Consider the following 20,598-nt stretch of genomic DNA (forward strand, 5'->3'; position numbering starts at 1 on the left):
TTGACAAAGTTATTGAGGGAGAAACTTTTGTAAAACTTTAACAATAGTTTTAAAACCCAATTATAGCTTTTATCGTACATATATAAAATGAGGTTTGGGAATGGAGTAAATTCAAATGGAGTAGTTTTTGGAGCATGTTGAGTTTATCATTCCTAAATTATCTTTTCAAATTAAATCTTTAAACCAAAAAAAAAGCGGTCCTAAATAGATCGCTTTTTCATTTTATTTGAAGCAGTTTCTGATGGAAAAATCAAAGTCCTGCTTTTCCTTCTGCCCAATAAGGCTGTGTATGGATGTTTTTGTTTGAAATTCCTTTTTCTCTCAACGCTTTTCGAAACGCCTGAATAGACTTTGCATTTCCCATTAAATAGAAAAAACCGTTTTTCCATAAATCCCAAATTTCTGTATCTAAGTTATGAAGCGCTTTTATGGCCTGTTCTGCTTTGCTTATTGATTTTGGAACAACATCAACAACAAGCCCCAATTTTTCGGGAACACAAATCGAGTCTTCGTCTAATTCCAAAATCCCTAAATAGTTTTTTTCTGTTCGGTTAATTTCGTCTTTCATGCTTTTAAAAACGCTGATGCAGGTTTCGTCTCCAAAAAAGAAATGATATTTTGCTTCTTTATTAAAGATCTTAAAACCTCTTGGCAAACCTACTGTAATTTGATCGTTTGGTTTTAAATTATCAACAAATTTACTTCCTGGTCCGTTATGGTGAATGTGAAAAATAACTTCGAAAGTTCCGGTTTCGCTGTTCCATTTACTTGGAGTATAATTGCGATAATTGGTATCGTCAATCCGGATTACAATTGCTTGTCCGAGTTTGAATTTAACATGCGGAAAAACGCCTTTAAAATGAATAATTTTTATATTGGGACTTGGCGTTTCAACAGACGTAACATTTACTTTGCAAATTTTATTGGTAAACGTCATTTCCATAAAATCACCAATAATTTTGGGCATTGAACTCATAATTTTCGGGTTTTAAAATTCAATTCAAAATTGAAAATAAAACCCGAAAAAGATATTGAATGATAAATGGCAATGATTGGACTATTCGCGGAATTTCCTGCGAAACTCTAATGGCGTTTCTTTGGTGATTTTTTTAAACAAACGCGAAAAGTACGTGTGATCCTGAAAACCGAGTGTAAAAGCAATTTCTTTTACTTCGTTTTCCGTATAATAAAGTAATCGCTGCGCCTCAGTAATCATAGCATTTTGAAGCCAATACGTAACTGATTTACCTGAAGAAGCATTGACGCAGTCATTTAAATGAGAAGTTGTGATATTTAGTTTCTTTGCAAAATAAGACGGGCTTTCTAAAAACGTACGATCTGAAATCAGTTTTTTGAAATTGGCATAAATTAATCCGGATTGATTTTTTATTTCTTTCGTCTGATTTTTTGATCCTGAATAAATACTGGCCAAATTGTAAATCAAGGCATTAAAAAGACCATTAATAATCTGTCCTTTATTTGGATTGGAACCTTTAAAAGAACGATGTAATAAAAATATAGTATCTAAAAGTTCTTCCTTATATTCCGAATCAATCACATTGAGCTGTTCTGAAATTTCTAAATTCTGAAAAATCTCAATACAATTATTAGGAATAAGAAAGGGCGCGATGCCAATATAATATCCGGCCGCATCTGGTGAACCATCTTGTCCGTGATGAACCTGAAGAGGTTTTATCATCAATACATTAATTGCATTTATTTGAATATCGACCATATCACATTGAATTGCGGCCTGCCCTTTTGTAAGTACAAAAAAGATAAAAAAATCATCGCGGTGCACCTCTAATCTCTTATCAAAATTGGCAAAATCATCAGCAGAATGATACGCCGCAAAAATACCGCCAACAGCTTCCGGACTTTGATTGTATATGGGTATTTTTTTCAATTGCAATTTTATTTGAAATATTTATTTCTCAGCCTCACTCTTTAGCTGCAATGCTCTTTGTATAAAACTCTGATGCATTATTTTATTTTCGGCTTCGTTGATTGCCTGAAGAAGATTGTTCTGATTGTCGGCAATATCGCTAAGGACTTTCTGCATTACATCCCAAACGGGTTTCATTTGTTCGATTAATTCTTGTCCTTTTGCGGTAAGCTGAATAAGGCGTTTTCGTTCGTCTATTTTATCTTTTTTAGAACGAATCAGTTTTTGTTTTTCCAGTTCTTTTAAAAGACTTATCGTAGACGGGTGTGTATAGCCAATTTCATTGGCAATTTCAACTACGCTTAAAACCTCTTTATGATATAATGTATAAATAACCGGAAACCATTTGGGTTCAAAATCAATCCCGTATGATTTATAAAACAAAGCGCCATCTTTACGTAACTGCTCACTCAATCGCTGCAATCGCGTAGAAAGGGCCAAAATACCTGATTCGTCTATAATATTCATCTTTATTTCTTTAAATTTAAATGACGGAACACATGATCTGGCGCCATCCAGGGAAAAGCATTTGGAAGCTCTTCTTTTTGAATTTCTACAAAATGATTCTTTTCATAAAAACGCAATGCGGCTTCTAATATTGAAATCGTTCCCAAATATAAATCATCGATTTTATTTTCTTTACAATATTCAATTAAAGTATCTAATAATTTCTGGGCAATCGAGAACTCTTTACCACGAAATTCCTTTTTTACAAACATCTTTCTGATGGCTGCGGCATTATCTGCAAATTTTATTAAGGCAATTGTTCCAACTAATTCATCATTTATAAAAGCACCCCAAAAGCCGCCGCCTCCAGCATAGTAAAAATTACTAATATTAAGCAGGTCGGGTTGATCTTCTATCGTAATGGGCACATTGAATTCCTTTTGCTGAATGCTTAATATTAAGTCAACAATGGCATCTGAATATTGATTTTCGATAGGTTTAATTACAGGTTTCATATTTTAAAAATTTTTACAATGCAAAACTACGTAGTTAAATACATAAATAAAAATATTTATTCAATTTTATGATTTCTTTTATACTTTTGTAGTCTTATGCGACAAAGACATTATCCTTTTTTTGCCACAGATTAAGCGGATAAAAAGATAACCCTAACTCACACAGAAATTGAAATTTCATTAAGCTTTATGAACTTATCAATTAGAGATAAAAACTTAAATTAGCTTATATAACTTGTATAGCAGAAAATTTAACTTATACAGTTTAAAAAATATATGGAAAGAAATCAAAAAGAAGAATTTCAGGCGCTTCAGGATACTTTATATGTTTTGGGAGGAAAATGGAAACTTCCTATCATCAATTCTATTTGTAATGGCAACAATAGGTTTAAGGAAATTAAAGAAAGTATTCCGGGGATTACCGCACGCATGCTGTCGAAGGAACTAAAAGACATGGAACTGAATAATCTTGTAAAAAGAACTGAAGACCGAGATGCCAAAGTACCAATTCTATACGAATCTACATCTTACTGTCAGTCTTTCGGACCTATTATATCTGAAATGATTAAATGGGGAATTTCACATAGAAATCATATTAAAAGGCTTAAGGTTTGAGGCTTCAGGTTTCAGGTTTCATGTTGCTCAGCTTTGTGGAAATCTTTGCAGTAAGATTAACGCCAGCACAACCTGAAACCTGAAACTTAAAAAACTTCAAACCTGAAACAAAAAAAATTTCCTTACTTTTACACAAATTCCAAAAACTATGTGCCAAAAAGGTTGTCTTCCTCCTCCAGTATTATAAATTAATCATTAGACTTTATGCTGTGCTTTATACCGATTTGTATCTCGGTATTTCTTCTTATGCTTATAAGTCAATTCTAAATTAATTTATAATCCCGTCTTTTTAGACGCTTAGACAATCTTATGAAAAAATCTTATATACTATTACACATTGCTGTAATACTTGCCGGCTTTACTGGCGTTTTTGGTAAACTTATTTCGTTAAACGAAGGACTTTTAGTTTGGTACCGAGTTTTATTTTCCTCTATAATTTTATTTGTAATTCTGAAATTATTCAAAATTTCGAAAGCCATTTCGCTCAAAGAAAAATGCAGTATTGCTAAAATCGGCCTTTTGATTACGATACACTGGATATTCTTTTACGCCAGTATAAAATATTCTAATATTTCTGTGGGAGTTGTCTGCTATTGCTTAACCAGTTTGTTTACGGCACTATTTTCGCCAATAATAAACAAGCAGAAATTCAATTCAACCGAATTACTGCTAAGCATGCTGACTTTGGCCGGAATTGCACTTATTTTCCATTTTGATTCTTCGTATCAATTAGGGATTATTCTGGGCGTAATTTCATCGGCTTTTGCAGCGCTTTACACTATTTATAATGAAAAGTTAGTGACCGTTTATGACAGCAGACTCATTAATTACTATCAAATGGCCGGCGGTACACTGGGGCTGGGAATTCTTTTACCGCTGTACCTTTACTTTTTTCCAGTCGAAAGTATTTTTCCAGGTCTGAAAGATATTTTCCATCTCATCATTCTGGCTTTATTCTGTACTGTTGGATTGTATGTTTTATTCGCCGAATCGCTAAAAAAGATCTCCGCATTTACGGTTAATCTTACTTTTAATCTCGAACCTGTTTATGCTATTATAATGGCTTTCTTGTTTTTTAATGAAAGTAAGGAAGTTACTTTTTTCTTTTATATCGGATTAGTATTTGTGATAACTTCTGTTATATCACAAACTATTATTTCAATAAAAAAATAAACTGATTTTTAAGCCTCTTGCCATTTTTGTAAGAGGCTTATCCTATTTATTGTCAGTCTAAAACGTTTTCTTAAATTAATTATAAAATATTCTGATTATTTCATTTTAAATTATTTGTAATTAATCTAAATAAGCATAGATTTGCAGCCTAAAATCTAAATAACCGCCATGAAATTCACGTACTTATTTTTGCTGCTGGGCTTTTTTAACCTTAGCCAGGCGCAAAATGCTAAAATTACCGGAAAGATCGTTTCCGAAAATAACGAAGCTGTATCTTATGCTTCTGTATCTATTAAAAGCCTCAAAAAAAACAGCACTTCTGATGACAAAGGAAACTTTGAATTCAATAACCTGACACCGGGAAATTATACCCTTTATTTTTCAGCAATGGGATTTTCTGTTCAGGAAAAAACCGTTGAACTGCATGAAAATGAGAATCTGGAACTTTCTATCGTTTTACAGGAAAATATCAATACGCTCCAGACTGTAGAAATTACGGGGAGAAAAGAGAAATCATACAAAAACACAAAATCTTTTATTGGAGCCAAAACCGAAATTGCTTTAAAAGATCTTCCTCAGGCCGTTTCGTATGCTACAAAAGAATTAATTGCAGACCAGGGTTCTATTCGCGTAGGCGAAGTCGTAAAAAACTTCAGTGGTGTGAGCCAGTTTACTTTTTATGATGATATTTCTATTCGTGGTTTTAGAATTAACGGAGGAAGTAATACACAATTGTTAAACGGAATGAGAACTTCTACCGGATTCTGGAAACAGCCTCTTGCCAATTATTTAGAACGCGTTGAAGTTTTAAAAGGACCGTCATCTGCTTTGTTTGGTAATGCGTCACCGGGAGGAGTTTTAAACCGAGTTACCAAAAAGCCTCTGGATCAGGCTGCAAACAGCGTAAGTTTCTCGACAGGAAGTTTTAATACTTTAAGAGCTTTAGCTGACTTTACAGGTCCGTTAACCGAAGATAAATCGCTTTTATACCGTTTGAATTTAGGGTATGAAAATGCTAATTCTTTTAGAGATTTACAATTCGACAAAAATATTGTTATTGCTCCTTCCCTGTCTTTTCTTCCAAATGATAAAACAAGTGTAAATTTTGACTTGATTTATACGGGTTCAAAAAGCATCTTAGACCGCGGACAATCAACTTATGAGAATAACTTATTCTCGACCAAAATTTCTAATTCATTAAATTCTACTAATGATTATTTAAATGAAGAAACATACATTGTTACCACTTCATTAAATCACCAGTTTACAGATCGTCTGTCATTTTCGGCTTCCTATATCCGCACAGGTTATACTGAGGATCTTTTGGAGCATCGCGGAGCCAATAAATATGCTTCTGCCGGTGATGGATCTACCATTCCAACAGCAATTGAAATGCAGGTTTTTGAGCGTAAACGTAAACGTTATATTGACAATCTTTCTGCTTTCTTTAAATATCAGGCAAAAACCGGAGCTTTAGACCATAATTTAATTGCCGGTTATGATTATGCACAAGAGCAGGTTCCTTCCGGAGGCTCGCAATTGCAGGCAACCGGATATAGAAATGCGGCAAATAATGGTTCAATTGCCACGTATGATCCGGCCAAAAAGAATCTTTATTTGTTAGATTCAAAAGGAAATCCGGTTCCAAACGTAGCGCATTTTGACCTAACGAATCCATCGGCATCACAGCAATTAAAAGATATGAGCAAATATTTCTATGTTGCGCGTCCTTTTGATCCAACTTATTATTCATTATACGGAGTGTATGTTCAGGATCATATTAAGTTTGGTGCTTTTCAGGCTTTAATCGGAGTTCGTTATGACGAGTATACTGATAAGGAAAACTACAAAAAAGGGAACGAAAAGAAAGTAAAACAACATTCCTTCCTGCCTCGTTTCGGACTTACTTATACTCTTAATCCAAACATTAATTTATACGGAACTTACGTAAAAGGATACAATCCGCAAACGGCATCATCATTATCAAATCCAAATGCGGGAGGACCATTTGATCCTTTAGAAAGTAATATGATTGAGTTTGGAGGAAAATCTTCCTGGTTCAAAGAAAAACTTTTTGTGACTGTAGCTTTATTTAAAATTCAGCAGAAAAACACTTTATATCCGGCCAACGATCCAACAAACCCGGATTTAATGAGAGCAATTGGAGAAGAAGAATCTAAAGGGATTGAAATTGATGTAAACGGAAGCATTACTCGCAACTGGAGTATTTCTGCCGCTTATTCATACAACGAAGCTGCCATTACAGACAGTCCAATAGCATCTGAAATAGACCGACAAAAACCTAATACACCAAAACAGCAAGGAAATGTGTGGACACGCTATAACTTTACAGACGGTGCTTTGAAAGATTTTGGACTTGCTTTTGGAACTAATTTTGTTACGACTCGTAATTTAAGTCAGACAGTAACGCAAACCATTCCGGGTTATACACTATTTAATGCCGCATTATATTACAACATCAATAAATTTAAAATTCAGCTGAACGCCAACAACATAACCAACAAAACTTACTGGGTTGGAGGTTACGATTACATCCGTTTGTTTCCCGGCGCGCCTTCAAACTGGCTGTTAACATTAGGATATTCCTTTTAATACATGCTTTATTTATATTTGAAAAACATTTTGAATTACTTATTTATATGAATAAAACATTTAAAAAAAATATTGGCTTATTGCACCTTTGGCTCGGACTTGCGTCCGGGCTTATTGTTTTTATTGTGGCATTAACCGGAAGCCTTTTGGTTTTTGAAGATGAAATCGATTCTTTTGTAAATCCTGAGTTTTATAAAGTTTCGAACATCGGAACAAAAAAAATGACGGCAGATATTTATATAAAAGACATTCAGCAAAAATATTCGATAAAAAAAATCAACCGCATCCACAGTTTTGACGATCCTGAAAGAACGGTTATTATTACCGCAGCTGATACAGATAAAAAAAATCAGATTTTTTCTGTTGATCCTTATACGGGAAAAGTATTAGGGAAAGTGGCCGCGAATAAAAGATTTTTTTCAGTAGTTTTAGATTTACATCGTCGTCTTATTATGGGCGATGTGGGGCAGTTTATTACCGGCTGCAGCTGTCTTATTTTTATCTTTATGCTGCTTTCCGGACTTGTTTTGTGGTGGCCGAAAAAAATGAAGAACCTAAAACAGCGATTAACTGTAAAATGGAGCGCTTCGTTTAAGAGAGTCAACTGGGATTTTCATTCTACTTTTGGGTTTTACACTTTTCTAATTCTTTTAATAATTTCCTTAACGGGATTAACCTGGTCTTTTAAATGGGTGGAAACTGGTATTTTTTTACTGGCAGACGGAACCACAAAAAAACCTTCGGCTAAAGTTGAAAATCCAACAAAAACAGACCCAAATCTGGACAAGACTTATTTTTATCAAAACATACTTTCAAAAACAGACAGTATATACAAATACAAAGGCGATACGCAAATTAGAATGCCATCGGATACTATAAACAGTATTATGGTAATCAAATTGAATACTGAAAAATCGATTCCGAATATTTCGAGTATGGCTTACTTTGATAAATACACAGGAGAAATTTTAAAGGTTAAGCCTTATGAATCTTTCACTACTGGTGAAAAAGTGCGACGCTTAATCTATCCTATTCATACCGGAAGTATTTATGGATATCCAACCAAAATACTGGCATTTATCGTTTGTCTTTTTGCCGTTACCCTGCCTGTAACCGGCTTACTGATTTGGCTTGGAAGAAAAAAGACTAAAAAATAACTATAACTTATTATTTGTATAACCTTAACTTTTTCAGTCACTTATACAAATAGTTAATTATATTTGATTAAATATTTTATTTTTTTTGAAAAAGATGACAAACTGAAATGTCATTTTAAACGTATGTAGCAGAAGTTATATAATTTTAAAAGATTCAGCGTGGATAAATTAAGCATTCAAAGATTAAAAAAAACCTTAGCATACCTCGAAAGTAAACAACGCGAACTAAAAAGACAAAGCGAAAACGATACCCGAAGTATTGAATCAATGATTAAATATTTGAAAAAAGATATGCTGGAACAATTTAAATTGACAGATTACGACATTTACATTAAAAATGAAATGATAAACACTGAAACCTTTATTCGAAGTGTTAAAAATATAATCGACGATCATTCTTCATAAAAAAAACTTCTTAAGTAAAGTGGTTTGACTCATTTTTTGCTTAATTTTCTAAATAAGTAAATGCTTAAACATTTAATTTAGAAATATGACACAAGAAAAAAATACAAAATCAGTTTATTGTTATGGAGAAGTACTTTGGGATATATTCCCAGAAGGTGCACGAGCAGGCGGCGCTCCGTTTAATGTAGCTTATAATTTAATGCGAATGGGAATTGATTCGCACATGATAAGCCGTGTAGGAAACGATAAACTGGGAATCGATCTTATAACACAATTAACAGATTGGAACATTTCTACGCAGGACAGCCAGATTGATCCTCTTTATCCAACCGGAACTGTAATTGCGCATATCGACGAACATAACGAAGCGCATTATGATATTATAAAACCAGTTGCCTGGGATTTTATTGAATTTAGAAATGATTATATCGAAAAAATATCGAATGCGGCGGCTTTTGTTTTTGGAAGTCTTATTACCAGAAGCGAAACGTCGAGAAATACACTTTTTGAATTGCTGGAAATTGCCCAGTTTAAAGTTTTTGATATTAATATCCGTCCGCCCCACTACTCTGTTCCGATAATAAATGACCTGCTTGAAAAATCAGATGTGGTAAAAATGAATAAGGCTGAGCTGCATCTTGTTCTGGATTTTCTAAACAAGAGTTATGTAGACGAAGATGATGCTGTACGTTTTATACAAGATAAATTTAATATCAAAGAAGTATTAGTAAGCAAAGGAAGTAAAGGTGCTTTGTATTATAACGAATATCAAAAATATGATGTACCGGCTGTTCCTGTAACTATTCAGGATACGGTAGGAAGTGGTGATGCATTTTTAGCAGGTTTTTTATCGAAAAGAATTTTGGACGAAAATCCAATAGAAATCATGAATCAGGCCACAGCTTTAGGAGCTTTTATTACATCCCAAAAAGGAGCCTGCCCAAATTACAGTTTAAATGACTTTGCTCTTTTTAGAAAAGAAAATACGGCAAAAAAATAAAATAAAAAATCTGAACACCTAAACAGATTTTCTTTCATATTAAATACCCACACTCCATTTATCATCTACATCAAAAAAGGGATTTCATGACATGAAATCCCTTTTTCATGACATATTTTTCCCCATTAAGCCATAAGCCGTTTAATTTTAGACTTCAATTAAGGTTTCTGATAATTTACTGTTTTATTTAAAAACCCATAGGTAATATACTCTACTTGAAATCAAATAAAAGGGTTATTTCTTACTTAAACAAAAACACGTAAAAACACCTATTCCTTAAAACGTTTATATTCAGTAAATTAGTACAGAAACAAAATCTGTCAGATTACTTACTGATTGTAACCAAATCTAGCAAAAAACTGTAATTCAAATAACTAACATTAACCTATTAAATCTAAAAATTATGGAAGGATACGTTGGAGAAATCCGCCACTTCGCTGCCAATTTTGCACCCAGAAATTGGGCTTTTTGTATGGGACAAATCGTCGCAATACAATCGAATACGGCTTTATTCTCTCTTATTGGCACTACTTACGGAGGTAACGGTTCCAGCACATTTCAGCTGCCAAACTTAGGAGGGCGTGTTGCTGTTGGTGTTGGTCAGGGACCTGGTTTATCAGACTACTTTCTTGGTGAAATTGGCGGAGTAAATGCTGTTTCACTAAATAGTACACAGCTTCCGCCTCATACCCATACTTCAGTGGCAACTGTTACAGTCCCATCTTATGGAGACGATGGAGATGTCAGCACTCCGGATGGAAATACGCTTGCAGCAAAACCTAAAATGTATAGTACTCAGGCAGGTGACGACAGTATGAAAGAAATTTCATTTAATGTTTCGACTAGTATAGCTGGTCAAGGACAACCTATTTCAATCACACAGCCTACTATAGGCATGAATTACATTATATGCCTGGTTGGGATTTTTCCGGCTCGCTCTTAATGAAATAGGATCATTCTCAGTTCACAAAAACCAAGTTAAATCTAAAAAGAAACAAATATGGAAGGATATATATCTGAAATCCGCATATTCGGTGGAAATTTCGCACCAAGAGGATGGGCTTTTTGTAATGGCGCCCAAATAAGCATTGCAAATAATGAAGCTCTATATACACTAATTGGCACTACATACGGTGGTGATGGTCAATCTACATTCAATTTACCAGATCTAAGAGGACGTGTTCCTGTTGGCACTGGTCAGGCACCTGGACTGCCTAATATAGTACTGGGTCAGATTGGCGGTGCAGAAACTAACTCAATGACAATAAACTCAATGCCTTCTCACAACCATATTGTAGCAGGGACGCTTACAATACCGGTTCACAAAGGAGCTGGTAATACCGGAGCACCGGCCAACAATATTCTTGCTGGGTTGACAAATGCTTATACTACATCGGCACCTGATAACAATTTGAAACCCGAAAGTGCTGCAGTTACATTATCAAATACAGGTACTGGACTTCCTTTTACTATTACACAACCTTATCTGGTTACAAATTACATCATTTGTACAGAAGGTATTTTTCCATCTAGAAACTAAAAACCTTAAACAAAAAAACTATGGACGGAACGATGTCAGAAATTCGATTATTTGCTGCCAACTTTGCACCAAGAAACTGGGCGCTTTGCAGCGGACAAATATTAGCTATCTCTACTAATCAAGCATTATTCAGCCTTTTAGGCACAACGTTTGGGGGTAATGGAGTACAAACATTTGCATTACCGGATTTTAGAGGAAGAATACCCGCTGGAACAGGAGTTACACAAGGTATTACTCAATTACCTCTTGGTGCACAATTAGGAAGCAATACAATAACTGCAACAATGGCAAATTTACCAGCACATACACATGCGGGTACAGGAAAATTTGCTATGAAAGTAGTAGCCGACGTAGGAAATACAGGAGCTCCTTCTAATACTAATTTAGCCTCTTTAACTGGGCTGTATTCCAGTGAAGCTGCAGATGGCGCGATGAAACCTATAACGCCTTCAATAACAATAGATCCAACTGGAAATAATCAGGCAATGTCAATTCAACAACCTTATTTGGGATTGAATTATATCATTTGTATCCAGGGAGTTTACCCTTCCAGAAATTAAAAAAAAACAGCAACCCACTACTATCAAACTAATGGGTTGTTTTGTTTTATAAACAGTTTAAAAAAATTTATGAAGATAGCTTTACTTTTACCCCGATCTGTTATTTATCCTTCAATGTCTTTTGACATCATGGACGGATTTAAATCTGCCCTAAAAAAAATTGGAATTGATGATAAACATGAAATTGTAACTGCCGGTATAGGAGTTGGCGGCAACAATAAAGAAATTTATGAATGCTGCGAACAGTTACTATTAAATGGAACAGACATTATAATAGCTTATATAAATCCTCTTACTGCTGAATTTGTACAGCCAATATTTGAAAGCGCTGGAAAACTATTAATAGTATTAGACAGTGGTTATCAATTTCAGACATCAGATAAAAAACTTTCTAATGTTTATTTTATATCACTGGAAGGTACTTTATGCTCGCGAGTAATAGTGAATAAAGCTATTGAAGAAGGACAAAATAGATTTGCTTTTACCTGTTCTTTTTATGATGCCGGTTATAAATCACCTTATTCTTATTCGACTGCTATTGAAGACAAAGGAGGCATGATTACTTATAATCATGTTACACCATTACAACGTGCAGACCTCAACTTGACACCATTAGATGAGTTTTTGGAACAAAATAAAGATGTTTCTTTAGTTACCTCATTTTGCGGAGATATGGCTGAGGATTTTTTTAGAGAATCGGCAAAACTAAAAAATATAGCTTCCAGCAAAACATACGGAAGCGGTTTTACTGCCGAGGAACTGTGGCTTCAAAAAATACCATATCCTGGTTATAACTGGAGCTGCGCAATACCATGGGCATCCAATACGTCTAATAAAGAAAATGAAGAATTTGTTGCCGCGATGAAAAATATCAAAGAACAAAAAGCCAATGTTTTTTCTCTTTTAGGATGGGAAGCCGCTTTATTTATTGGAAATTCTGATGGACAGTCTTTAGATAACATCGCTATTGATTCTCCAAGAGGAAGAGTTTATATGAATCCAAAAACCGGATTTTCTGAAGCTCCATTATATTATGCGACCGTAACTAAAAATGAAGAAACCGGAAATTGTGTATTAGAAGACATAACCGAAGTTTCTAATTTAGATCAGGAACGTGAACGTCTTCAACATCATATTATTGCTATTCAGGATACTATGACAAATTCTTGGTTTAATTCTTATGCCTGCTTAGATTCATGAATACAACACGAGACATAGTAGTACTTTGCAACAACCGTATGGCTTTTCCGGCAATACAAACTTTACACAGCCTTGGCAGACTGCATACTATTGGAGTACCCGTAGAAAATGAGGATGTAAAAGCCTTTTGTTCTGTTTTTGCTGCAAAAGCGGGTATCAATTTAATATGGATTGAAAAATCTAAGCTAGAAGTAAATCTTCAGGAAATTATTAAAAATACTGCTTTGAAATTTATTTTCACGATGACTTTTCCATGGAAAATAACTGAAGAAATTATAGAACAGCATCCTAATCTTTTTTATAATTTTCATTATGGGCTATTGCCTGAAATGCGCGGTGCTGATCCGGTTTTTGAGTCGATCAGAAAACAAAAAAACGAAACCGGAATTTCTGTTCACAGTATCGAAAAAGCTATAGATAAAGGAAAAATAATACTGAAGAAAACACTTCCGTTACATACTGATTTCACGCACGGAATGCTTTCAACAAATTTATCTTATCTGGCATCTTACCTGCTGCCTGAGCTTTTCACATTATTGCATAATAATGACAAAGGTGTAAGTCAGGACGAATCATTGGCGAGATATTATAAAAAACCAACCATTGCTGATGTGAGTATTCAATGGGAAAAACAGGATTCTAAATCTATACAAGCTTTAGTAAATGCCTGTAATCCATGGAATAAAGGAGCATACACTCAATGGAATGGTTTAAACATACGACTGCTGGAAGTTTCTCAAACCAATACTATTACAGATTATCCAAAAGCTCCGGGAACTATTTTGGAAATAAATGAAAACAACGGACTTATAATACAATGTTATGATAATACACAACTTCGTATAAATACAGTTTATACTGAAGAAGGGTTTATGAGTGGGCACAAATTGCTCGCTTTTGGCATAAAAAACGGCGAGCAATTTGCCTCTTTATAATTTAACTATCTTAATTATGAAACATTTTTACTCTCAAATTAAAAAATTTTTAAATATCGCCCTCTTTTTGGGGATATTTTTACAGAGTTACATAGGTAATTCTCAAACTCTGGCTGCTGGAGATATTATCTTCACTGGTTATGATTCTACCTTCACTCCTGCTGATGGAGATGTATACTCTTTTGTTGCTTTAGCTGCTATACCTTCGGGTACAGTGATAAGATTTACTGATCGGGGTTATTTTGGAACTCCCGGTTCCTGGCAGGGAGCATCCGGGTCAGAAGGAACTGTTACCTGGACTTCCGGAGCGGCTATTGCACCTGGAACAGAAGTAATCATAAAAGGTTTGACTGCCTCAACGTACAATCCCGTTACCGCTGTATCTACTCCTAATGGTTCTATGGCCTTGACTGAAGGTACAATGGTAAACGGATTAAGTTTATCAACTGTAGGGGATCAAATTATTGCTTTTCAAGGTGCAGCTTCTCCAACCGGAGCAGTTACTTTTATAAGCGGACTGCATTATTACAACTGTCCTGAAGGTACTACACAAAATGCTTGGGATGCAGCCGCATGTGCTAACGGATCTAATGGCTCAAAACTCCCTACAGGTCTTGCAGGCGGTACAAGTGCATTTTTTACGGGCCCTGGTGGTTCAGGAAGCCCTGAAGTTGGAAAATTTAATGGAAGCGGAAATCTTAGCACTGCTGCCAATATTAGAACAGCTGTAATGAATCCTGCAAACTGGACTACATCAGCGACTCCTCTTACAATGCCTTCTGGTGCTCCATTTCTAGGTTCACCGCCAATTGTAACAACTACTGCTGCGTTAAACATTAAATCTGTTTCTGCTACATTTGGAGGTAATGTAACTGACACAGGTGGTGATGCCAACGTAGAAAGAGGAATAGTCTGGGCTACTACACCAAACCCAACTACAGCAAATACAAAAGTTCAAATTGGAACCGGTGCCGGGCCTTTCAGCGGACTTGTAACAGGGCTTACTCCGGCATCAACTATTTATTATAAAGCTTATGCTAAAAATAATACAGGCACCACTTATGGAGCTGAATTAAATATTACTACTGGAGCTGCATTAACCGCTCCGGCAACAATCGCTAGTACAAATGTAAGTTGTAACGGTGGAAATACTGGTACAGCTACAATTGCTGTAAGCGGTGGTACACTTCCTTATAATTATTCTTGGTCTCCATCTGGAGGAACAAATGCAACCGCAGTTAATCTTACGGTTGGTGTGTATACTGTAACCGTTACTGATGGTGAAGGAACACAAATAACCAGATCTGCCACTATAACACAGCCACCTATTTTAAATGCAGTACCTGCTACTACAAATGTAGCCTGTAATGGGGGGGCTAATGGTGTAGCTGCAATATCAGCATCCGGAGGAGCTGGAGGTTATACCTATTTATGGAACACCGGCGCTACAACAGCTGCCATAACAGGACTTGTAGCCGGGACATATAGTGTAACTGTTACAGATGCAAATTCTTGCACCAAAATTGTAAATAATATTTCAATAACACAGCCACCTGCTTTAGGCGGAACATCTTCTACAACACCAGTTTCGTGTTTTGGAGGAGCTAATGGTACTGCTACGGTAACTCCGTCAGGAGGAACTGGAAGTTATACCTATGCATGGTCACCTTCTGGAGGAACTGCTGCAACAGCAACAGGACTTACTGCTGGAACTTACAGTGTTACCATTACCGATGCTAACTCTTGTGTCAAAACTATAAATAACATAGTAGTAGGCAGTCCAACTGCTGCTTTAACAGCAACACCAGCTGCACAAACAAATAATTTATGTAATGGTGGTACATCAGGATCTGCAACTGTTGCAGTTACAGGAGGAACCGGAACTTACACCTATTTATGGAGTCCTTCTGGAGGAACTGCTGCAACAGCAACAGGACTTACTGCTGGAACTTACAGCGTGACTATTACAGATTCAAATGCTTGTACCTTTGTTCTAAGCGGTATTACGGTTAGCCAGCCGCCAGCCGCACTTAATGGTACAATTGCTATAACAAACGTAGCATGTAACGGAGGAACTAATGGTGCTGCTTCTGTAACTCCATCAGGAGGAACCGGAACATATAGTTATTTATGGAATACTGGTGCTACAACAGCTACAATAACAGGTCTAACGGCTGGTGTTTATAGTGTGACTATTACTGATAGTAATTCATGCGCTAAAATCATAAATAATATCAACGTAACACAGCCGCCTGTGTTAAATGCGGTACCTGCTTTCACAAACGTATCATGTAATGGAGGGGCTAATGGTGTTGCTTCTGTAACTGCATCAGGAGGAGCTGGAGGATATAGTTATTTATGGAATACTGGCGCTACAACAGCTACAATAACAGGCCTGACAGCTGGTACTTACAGCGTGACTGTTACAGATGCAAATTCTTGCACCAAAATTGTAAATAATATTCAAGTAACACAGCCGCCTGTATTAAATGCAATACCTGCCGTTACAAACGTTTCATGCAATGGAGGGTCAAATGGTGTTGCTACTGTAACTGCATCAGGAGGAGCCGGAGGTTATACATACTTATGGAATACCGGTGCTACAACAGCTACTATAACAGGTCGTCCAGCAGGTACTTACAGCGTTACTGTTACTGATGCAAATTCTTGCACCAAAATTTTAAATAATATTACAATAACACAGCCTCCTGTTTTAGATGGAACAACATCTACAACACCGGTTTCATGTTTTGGAGGATCTAATGGTACTGCTTCTGTAACTGCATCAGGAGGAGCTGGAACTTACACCTATGCATGGTCACCTTCTGGAGGAACTGCTGCAACAGCAACAGGACTTTCAGCTGGAACATATACTGTTACGGTTAAAGATGCTAATTTATGTCAGACTACACAAAGTTTTACTATTACGCAGCCAACAGTATTAAATGCCACAGCAGCTGCCCAAACAAATATTGCATGTAATGGCGCTGCAACCGGATCTGCTACTGTTTCAGCTACAGGAGGAACCGGAAGTTATACCTATTCCTGGGCACCTTCTGGAGGAACTGGGGCAACTGCAGCAGGATTAACTGCTGGAACTTACACGGTAACAGTTACAGATGCTAACTTATGTTCTGATACTCAAAGTTTCACCATAACGCAGCCTTCCGTTTTATCTGCAACTACAGCATCAACTGGTGTTAGTTGCTTTAACGGAGCAAATGGTAGCGCAAGCGTAAGCGTATCCGGAGGAACTCCACTTTATACTTATTCATGGGCACCTTCTGGAGGAACAGCATCTTTTGCTACGGGACTTTCTGCAGGAAATTATACTTGTACAATTACAGATGCTAATGGATGTACACTGGTTAAAAATATAACAATTGCAACTCCTGCTGCATTATCCGGAACAATTTCAAAAACTGATGTTTCTTGTAATGGAGGTACTAATGGTTCTGCAACCGTAACCGCTTCAGGAGGAACTGGATCATATAGTTATTCTTGGGCACCTACCGGAGGAACCGCAGCAACAGCATCTGGATTAGCTGCCGGAACATATACAGTTACAATTACAGACGCTAATACATGTTCTACTACTGCTAGTGTAACAATAAGCCAGCCAAATGCTTTATCGGCTGTTACATCACAAACTAATGTTCTTTGTAATGGAAGTGCAACGGGTACAGCAACAGTAACAGCTTCCGGAGGAACACCAAACTATACCTACTTATGGTCTCCTTCTGGAGGAACAGCTGCTACAGCTAGTGGTCTTACTGTTGGAAACTACAGCTGTTTAATTACAGATAATAACGGATGTACCATAACTAAAACTTTTACTATTACACAGCCACCGGTTTTATCTGCTACAACAAGCCAGATCAATGCGACTTGCGTAAGTCCTGGTCAGGCAGGGGTAACTGCTAGCGGCGGTACTACTCCATATACTTACTTATGGTCAAATGGTGCTACAACCGCAATTGCAACGGGTTTAACTGCAGGAAATTATAGCGCAGTAATTACAGATGCTAACGGATGTACTATAACTAAAAACTTCTTTATTACCACCACCAATACTTTAGTTGCGACTACCTCTCAAACTAATGTTTTATGTAATGGATCAAATACAGGATCTGCATCTGTAATTCCTAGCGGCGGTCCAGGTCCATTTACTTATGTATGGGCTCCTTTCGGAGGAAGTGGTGATACAGCAAATAATTTAACTGCTGGAAATTATTCAGTAACTATTACATCAGCTAACGGATGTTCTATTGTAAAAAACTTTACAATAACAGAACCTACTCCGATAAATATTACACCATCGCAAACTAATTTATTATGCAATGGTGCCGTAACCGGAACTGCAAGTGTTGTCGTAACTGGAGGAACTGGAGCTTATACATACTCTTGGTCACCTTCTGGTGGAACTGCAGCAACTGCAACAGGATTAGCTGCCGGAACATATACTGTTACAGTAAAAGATGCTACCTTATGTACTAAAACGCAAAGTTTTACTATTACACAACCAGCAGCACTTACAACAGCTACCTCTCAAACAAATGTTTCTTGTAATGGAGGAACAAACGGATCTGCAACAGTAAATGTAACTGGCGGAACTGGAACTTACACGTATTCATGGGCTCCATCTGGAGGAACTGCTGCTACTGCAACAGGACTAGCCGCAGGAACCTATACAGTAACAATTAGAGATGCAAACTTATGTACAACTACTGCTGCTGTTACCATTACAGAACCAGCAGTTCTTGCTGCAACAACAATTAAAACTGATGTTTCTTGTAATGGTGCAAATGACGGAACGGCAACAGTAACTCCAACTGGAGGAACTGGAAGCTATACTTATTCTTGGTCACCTTCTGGTGGAACTGCAGCAACTGCAACAGGATTAAGTCCAAATACATATACAGTTACCATTACAGATGCAAACTCATGTACTCTGACACAAACTGTAATTATAGGAACAACTCCAGATGTAACTGCACCAGTACCAACTGTCGCTGTTCTTCCTGAAATTTCAAACTATTGTTCAGTTCAGGCATCAGAAATTGCAATTCCAACTGCAACAGATAATTGTGCAGGAACTTTAAATGCAACAACAACAGATCCTTTAACTTATAACACTGTAGGTACTTATACCATTACATGGAAATATGATGACGGAAACGGAAATACAATTACACAGCCGCAAACGGTAAAAGTACTTGCATCGCCTCTTAACGCAGTAACTTTTGCAAGTGCTCAGGCTACTTATGATGGAAATGCTCATCCTTTACAGGTTGCAAACCTTCCAGCCGGAGCAAGTGTAACGTATTCTGCAAACAACGCATCAGTTAATGCCGGAACTTATACCGTAACTGCTACAATAACACCGGCAGCTATTTCGCCTAACTGTTCCCCAATAGTTCTTACAGCGAATTTGGTTATTAATAAAGCACCACAGCAAATTACATTCAATGCGCTTCCGGTTAAAACATTAGGAGCAAATAACACATTTAATTTAACTGCAACAGCAAGTTCTGGTCTGCCAGTTGATTATATCTTTACTTATGTTTCAACTTTAGCTCCTGCTAATGTTTCTCCAACTGGTGTTGTAAATATGCTAAGATCTGGTGAAGTTAACATTACGGCTCGTCAAGCTGGAAATGCAAATTATCTTCCTGCGGTAAATGTTTCACAATTATTAGTGATTCTAAACAACAACATCGATGTTAAGCAAATTACTTTAGGAACAAAAGTGTTTGAAAATCCAGGAAAAACAATCAACTATGTAATGTCATGTTCTGAAAATAACCCAACGGTTTCTTTTGTAAACGAATCAAATGCAGTTATTACTCCATCTGCTAACTTTACAATACAAACTCCTAAACCAGGAATTTACAATCAAAATGTAACAGTTACATCTGAAGATGGAAGTCTGTCAGCGGTATATGCTATTACAGTTGAAAAACCTTTCGGTTTCTTCGATATCGTTCGTCAAAAGTTTAATAACGTTCTTATTGTAAACAACAATCCGCTAACAAACGGCGGTTATGAATTTACATCGTACCAATGGTTCAAAAACGGACAATTAGTAGGAACAGGACAATACTACTCTGCTGGTGAAAGTGTAAATTCAACTTTAGATCCTGCTGCTGATTACAGTGTGAAAATGACGACCAAAGATGGTAAAGTATTACAAACCTGCTCAGGTAAAATTACGCTTAGCAACTCATTTCAGGCTAAACTTTATCCTAACCCAATTCAAACAGGAAAAACAATCACTGTAGAAGCTGATTATCCTCAGGAAGAGTTAGATCAAATGCAAATTAGTCTTTACTCTGTTACGGGTCAATTAATTAAAACTGTTCAATCTTCTTCAGTACTAACTGAAATACAATTACCGCAATCAACTGAAAGTAATATCCTTATGGTTGTTCTTGAAAGTCCAAACGTAAAAAAATCTTTCAAAGTAATTGTAAAATAGATAAACCTGCCGGCA

At 36.4% G+C, this 20,598-nt stretch carries 16 protein-coding genes; 12 read left to right on the forward strand and 4 right to left on the reverse strand.

Annotation, left to right across the window (positions count from 1 at the left end):
* Window positions 1–250: 250 nt before the first annotated feature.
* From BKM63_RS19550 to BKM63_RS19565, 4 genes are all read right to left on the reverse strand, one after another.
* Entirely contained in the window at window positions 251–976 is a 726-nt protein-coding gene (locus BKM63_RS19550; RefSeq protein ID WP_071638261.1) for a siderophore-interacting protein, read from the reverse strand.
* Between the two features lie 81 nt (window positions 977–1,057).
* Window positions 1,058–1,906, reverse strand: a complete 849-nt coding sequence (locus tag BKM63_RS19555) for an AraC family transcriptional regulator (protein WP_083572290.1) — start codon at window positions 1,904–1,906, stop codon at window positions 1,058–1,060.
* 21 nt (window positions 1,907–1,927) lie between these two features.
* Window positions 1,928–2,413 carry a MarR family winged helix-turn-helix transcriptional regulator gene (locus BKM63_RS19560; RefSeq protein ID WP_071638263.1) on the reverse strand — a complete coding sequence of 162 codons (486 nt, stop codon included), beginning with the start codon at window positions 2,411–2,413 and terminating at the stop codon, window positions 1,928–1,930.
* A gap of 2 nt (window positions 2,414–2,415) precedes the next feature.
* Window positions 2,416–2,907 (reverse strand): GNAT family N-acetyltransferase, encoded by a 492-nt coding sequence (locus BKM63_RS19565; protein WP_071638264.1) that lies wholly within the window; start codon window positions 2,905–2,907, stop codon window positions 2,416–2,418.
* A 276-nt stretch (window positions 2,908–3,183) separates the two neighbouring features.
* On the opposite strand from BKM63_RS19565, the gene BKM63_RS19570 reads away from it, so the two are divergent.
* The 12 genes from BKM63_RS19570 (at window position 3,184) to BKM63_RS19625 (ending at window position 20,583) form a co-directional block, all read left to right on the forward strand.
* Window positions 3,184–3,522, forward strand: coding sequence for a winged helix-turn-helix transcriptional regulator (locus BKM63_RS19570; RefSeq protein ID WP_071638265.1), 339 nt, complete (start codon window positions 3,184–3,186; stop codon window positions 3,520–3,522).
* Window positions 3,523–3,831: 309 nt separating this feature from the next.
* Entirely contained in the window at window positions 3,832–4,695 is an 864-nt protein-coding gene (locus BKM63_RS19575) for a DMT family transporter (protein ID WP_071638266.1), read from the forward strand.
* 168 nt (window positions 4,696–4,863) lie between these two features.
* On the forward strand, window positions 4,864–7,308 hold the full coding sequence (locus BKM63_RS19580; RefSeq protein ID WP_071638267.1) for a TonB-dependent receptor: 2,445 nt from the start codon (window positions 4,864–4,866) through the stop codon (window positions 7,306–7,308).
* 47 nt (window positions 7,309–7,355) lie between these two features.
* A complete protein-coding gene (locus BKM63_RS19585; protein WP_071638268.1) occupies window positions 7,356–8,465 on the forward strand; it encodes a PepSY-associated TM helix domain-containing protein in 1,110 nt (369 codons plus the stop codon).
* 159 nt (window positions 8,466–8,624) lie between these two features.
* Complete coding sequence (locus BKM63_RS19590; protein WP_071638269.1) at window positions 8,625–8,870, forward strand: hypothetical protein; 246 nt, start codon at window positions 8,625–8,627, stop codon at window positions 8,868–8,870.
* An 85-nt stretch (window positions 8,871–8,955) separates the two neighbouring features.
* A complete protein-coding gene (locus BKM63_RS19595) occupies window positions 8,956–9,870 on the forward strand; it encodes a carbohydrate kinase family protein (RefSeq protein ID WP_071638270.1) in 915 nt (304 codons plus the stop codon).
* Between the two features lie 403 nt (window positions 9,871–10,273).
* A complete protein-coding gene (locus tag BKM63_RS19600; protein ID WP_071638271.1) occupies window positions 10,274–10,813 on the forward strand; it encodes a phage tail protein in 540 nt (179 codons plus the stop codon).
* A 57-nt stretch (window positions 10,814–10,870) separates the two neighbouring features.
* On the forward strand, window positions 10,871–11,410 hold the full coding sequence (locus BKM63_RS19605) for a phage tail protein (protein ID WP_071638272.1): 540 nt from the start codon (window positions 10,871–10,873) through the stop codon (window positions 11,408–11,410).
* A gap of 20 nt (window positions 11,411–11,430) precedes the next feature.
* Window positions 11,431–11,970, forward strand: a complete 540-nt coding sequence (locus tag BKM63_RS19610) for a phage tail protein (protein WP_071638273.1) — start codon at window positions 11,431–11,433, stop codon at window positions 11,968–11,970.
* A 69-nt stretch (window positions 11,971–12,039) separates the two neighbouring features.
* Window positions 12,040–13,170 carry an ABC transporter substrate-binding protein gene (locus BKM63_RS19615; RefSeq protein WP_071638274.1) on the forward strand — a complete coding sequence of 377 codons (1,131 nt, stop codon included), beginning with the start codon at window positions 12,040–12,042 and terminating at the stop codon, window positions 13,168–13,170.
* Window positions 13,167–14,105, forward strand: a complete 939-nt coding sequence (locus tag BKM63_RS19620) for a formyltransferase family protein (RefSeq protein WP_083572291.1) — start codon at window positions 13,167–13,169, stop codon at window positions 14,103–14,105. The genes BKM63_RS19615 and BKM63_RS19620 overlap by 4 nt, the downstream gene beginning before the upstream one ends.
* Window positions 14,106–14,121: 16 nt before the next feature.
* A complete protein-coding gene (locus BKM63_RS19625) occupies window positions 14,122–20,583 on the forward strand; it encodes a T9SS type A sorting domain-containing protein (protein WP_071638276.1) in 6,462 nt (2,153 codons plus the stop codon).
* The last annotated feature ends 15 nt before the right edge of the window (window positions 20,584–20,598 follow it).

The organism is Flavobacterium johnsoniae, from assembly GCF_001879205.1.
GTDB lineage: Bacteria > Bacteroidota > Bacteroidia > Flavobacteriales > Flavobacteriaceae > Flavobacterium > Flavobacterium johnsoniae_A.

Excerpts from the sequence above, each read along its gene's own strand:
- BKM63_RS19550 (WP_071638261.1), bottom strand. The coding sequence starts at position 976 with ATGAGTTCAATGCCCAAAATTATTGGTGATTTTATGGAAATGACGTTT.
- BKM63_RS19560 (WP_071638263.1), bottom strand. The coding sequence starts at position 2,413 with ATGAATATTATAGACGAATCAGGTATTTTGGCCCTTTCTACGCGATTG.
- BKM63_RS19565 (WP_071638264.1), bottom strand. The coding sequence starts at position 2,907 with ATGAAACCTGTAATTAAACCTATCGAAAATCAATATTCAGATGCCATT.
- BKM63_RS19570 (WP_071638265.1), top strand. The coding sequence starts at position 3,184 with ATGGAAAGAAATCAAAAAGAAGAATTTCAGGCGCTTCAGGATACTTTA.
- BKM63_RS19575 (WP_071638266.1), top strand. The coding sequence starts at position 3,832 with ATGAAAAAATCTTATATACTATTACACATTGCTGTAATACTTGCCGGC.
- BKM63_RS19580 (WP_071638267.1), top strand. The coding sequence starts at position 4,864 with ATGAAATTCACGTACTTATTTTTGCTGCTGGGCTTTTTTAACCTTAGC.
- BKM63_RS19585 (WP_071638268.1), top strand. The coding sequence starts at position 7,356 with ATGAATAAAACATTTAAAAAAAATATTGGCTTATTGCACCTTTGGCTC.
- BKM63_RS19595 (WP_071638270.1), top strand. The coding sequence starts at position 8,956 with ATGACACAAGAAAAAAATACAAAATCAGTTTATTGTTATGGAGAAGTA.
- BKM63_RS19600 (WP_071638271.1), top strand. The coding sequence starts at position 10,274 with ATGGAAGGATACGTTGGAGAAATCCGCCACTTCGCTGCCAATTTTGCA.
- BKM63_RS19605 (WP_071638272.1), top strand. The coding sequence starts at position 10,871 with ATGGAAGGATATATATCTGAAATCCGCATATTCGGTGGAAATTTCGCA.
- BKM63_RS19610 (WP_071638273.1), top strand. The coding sequence starts at position 11,431 with ATGGACGGAACGATGTCAGAAATTCGATTATTTGCTGCCAACTTTGCA.
- BKM63_RS19615 (WP_071638274.1), top strand. The coding sequence starts at position 12,040 with ATGAAGATAGCTTTACTTTTACCCCGATCTGTTATTTATCCTTCAATG.
- BKM63_RS19620 (WP_083572291.1), top strand. The coding sequence starts at position 13,167 with ATGAATACAACACGAGACATAGTAGTACTTTGCAACAACCGTATGGCT.
- BKM63_RS19625 (WP_071638276.1), top strand. The coding sequence starts at position 14,122 with ATGAAACATTTTTACTCTCAAATTAAAAAATTTTTAAATATCGCCCTC.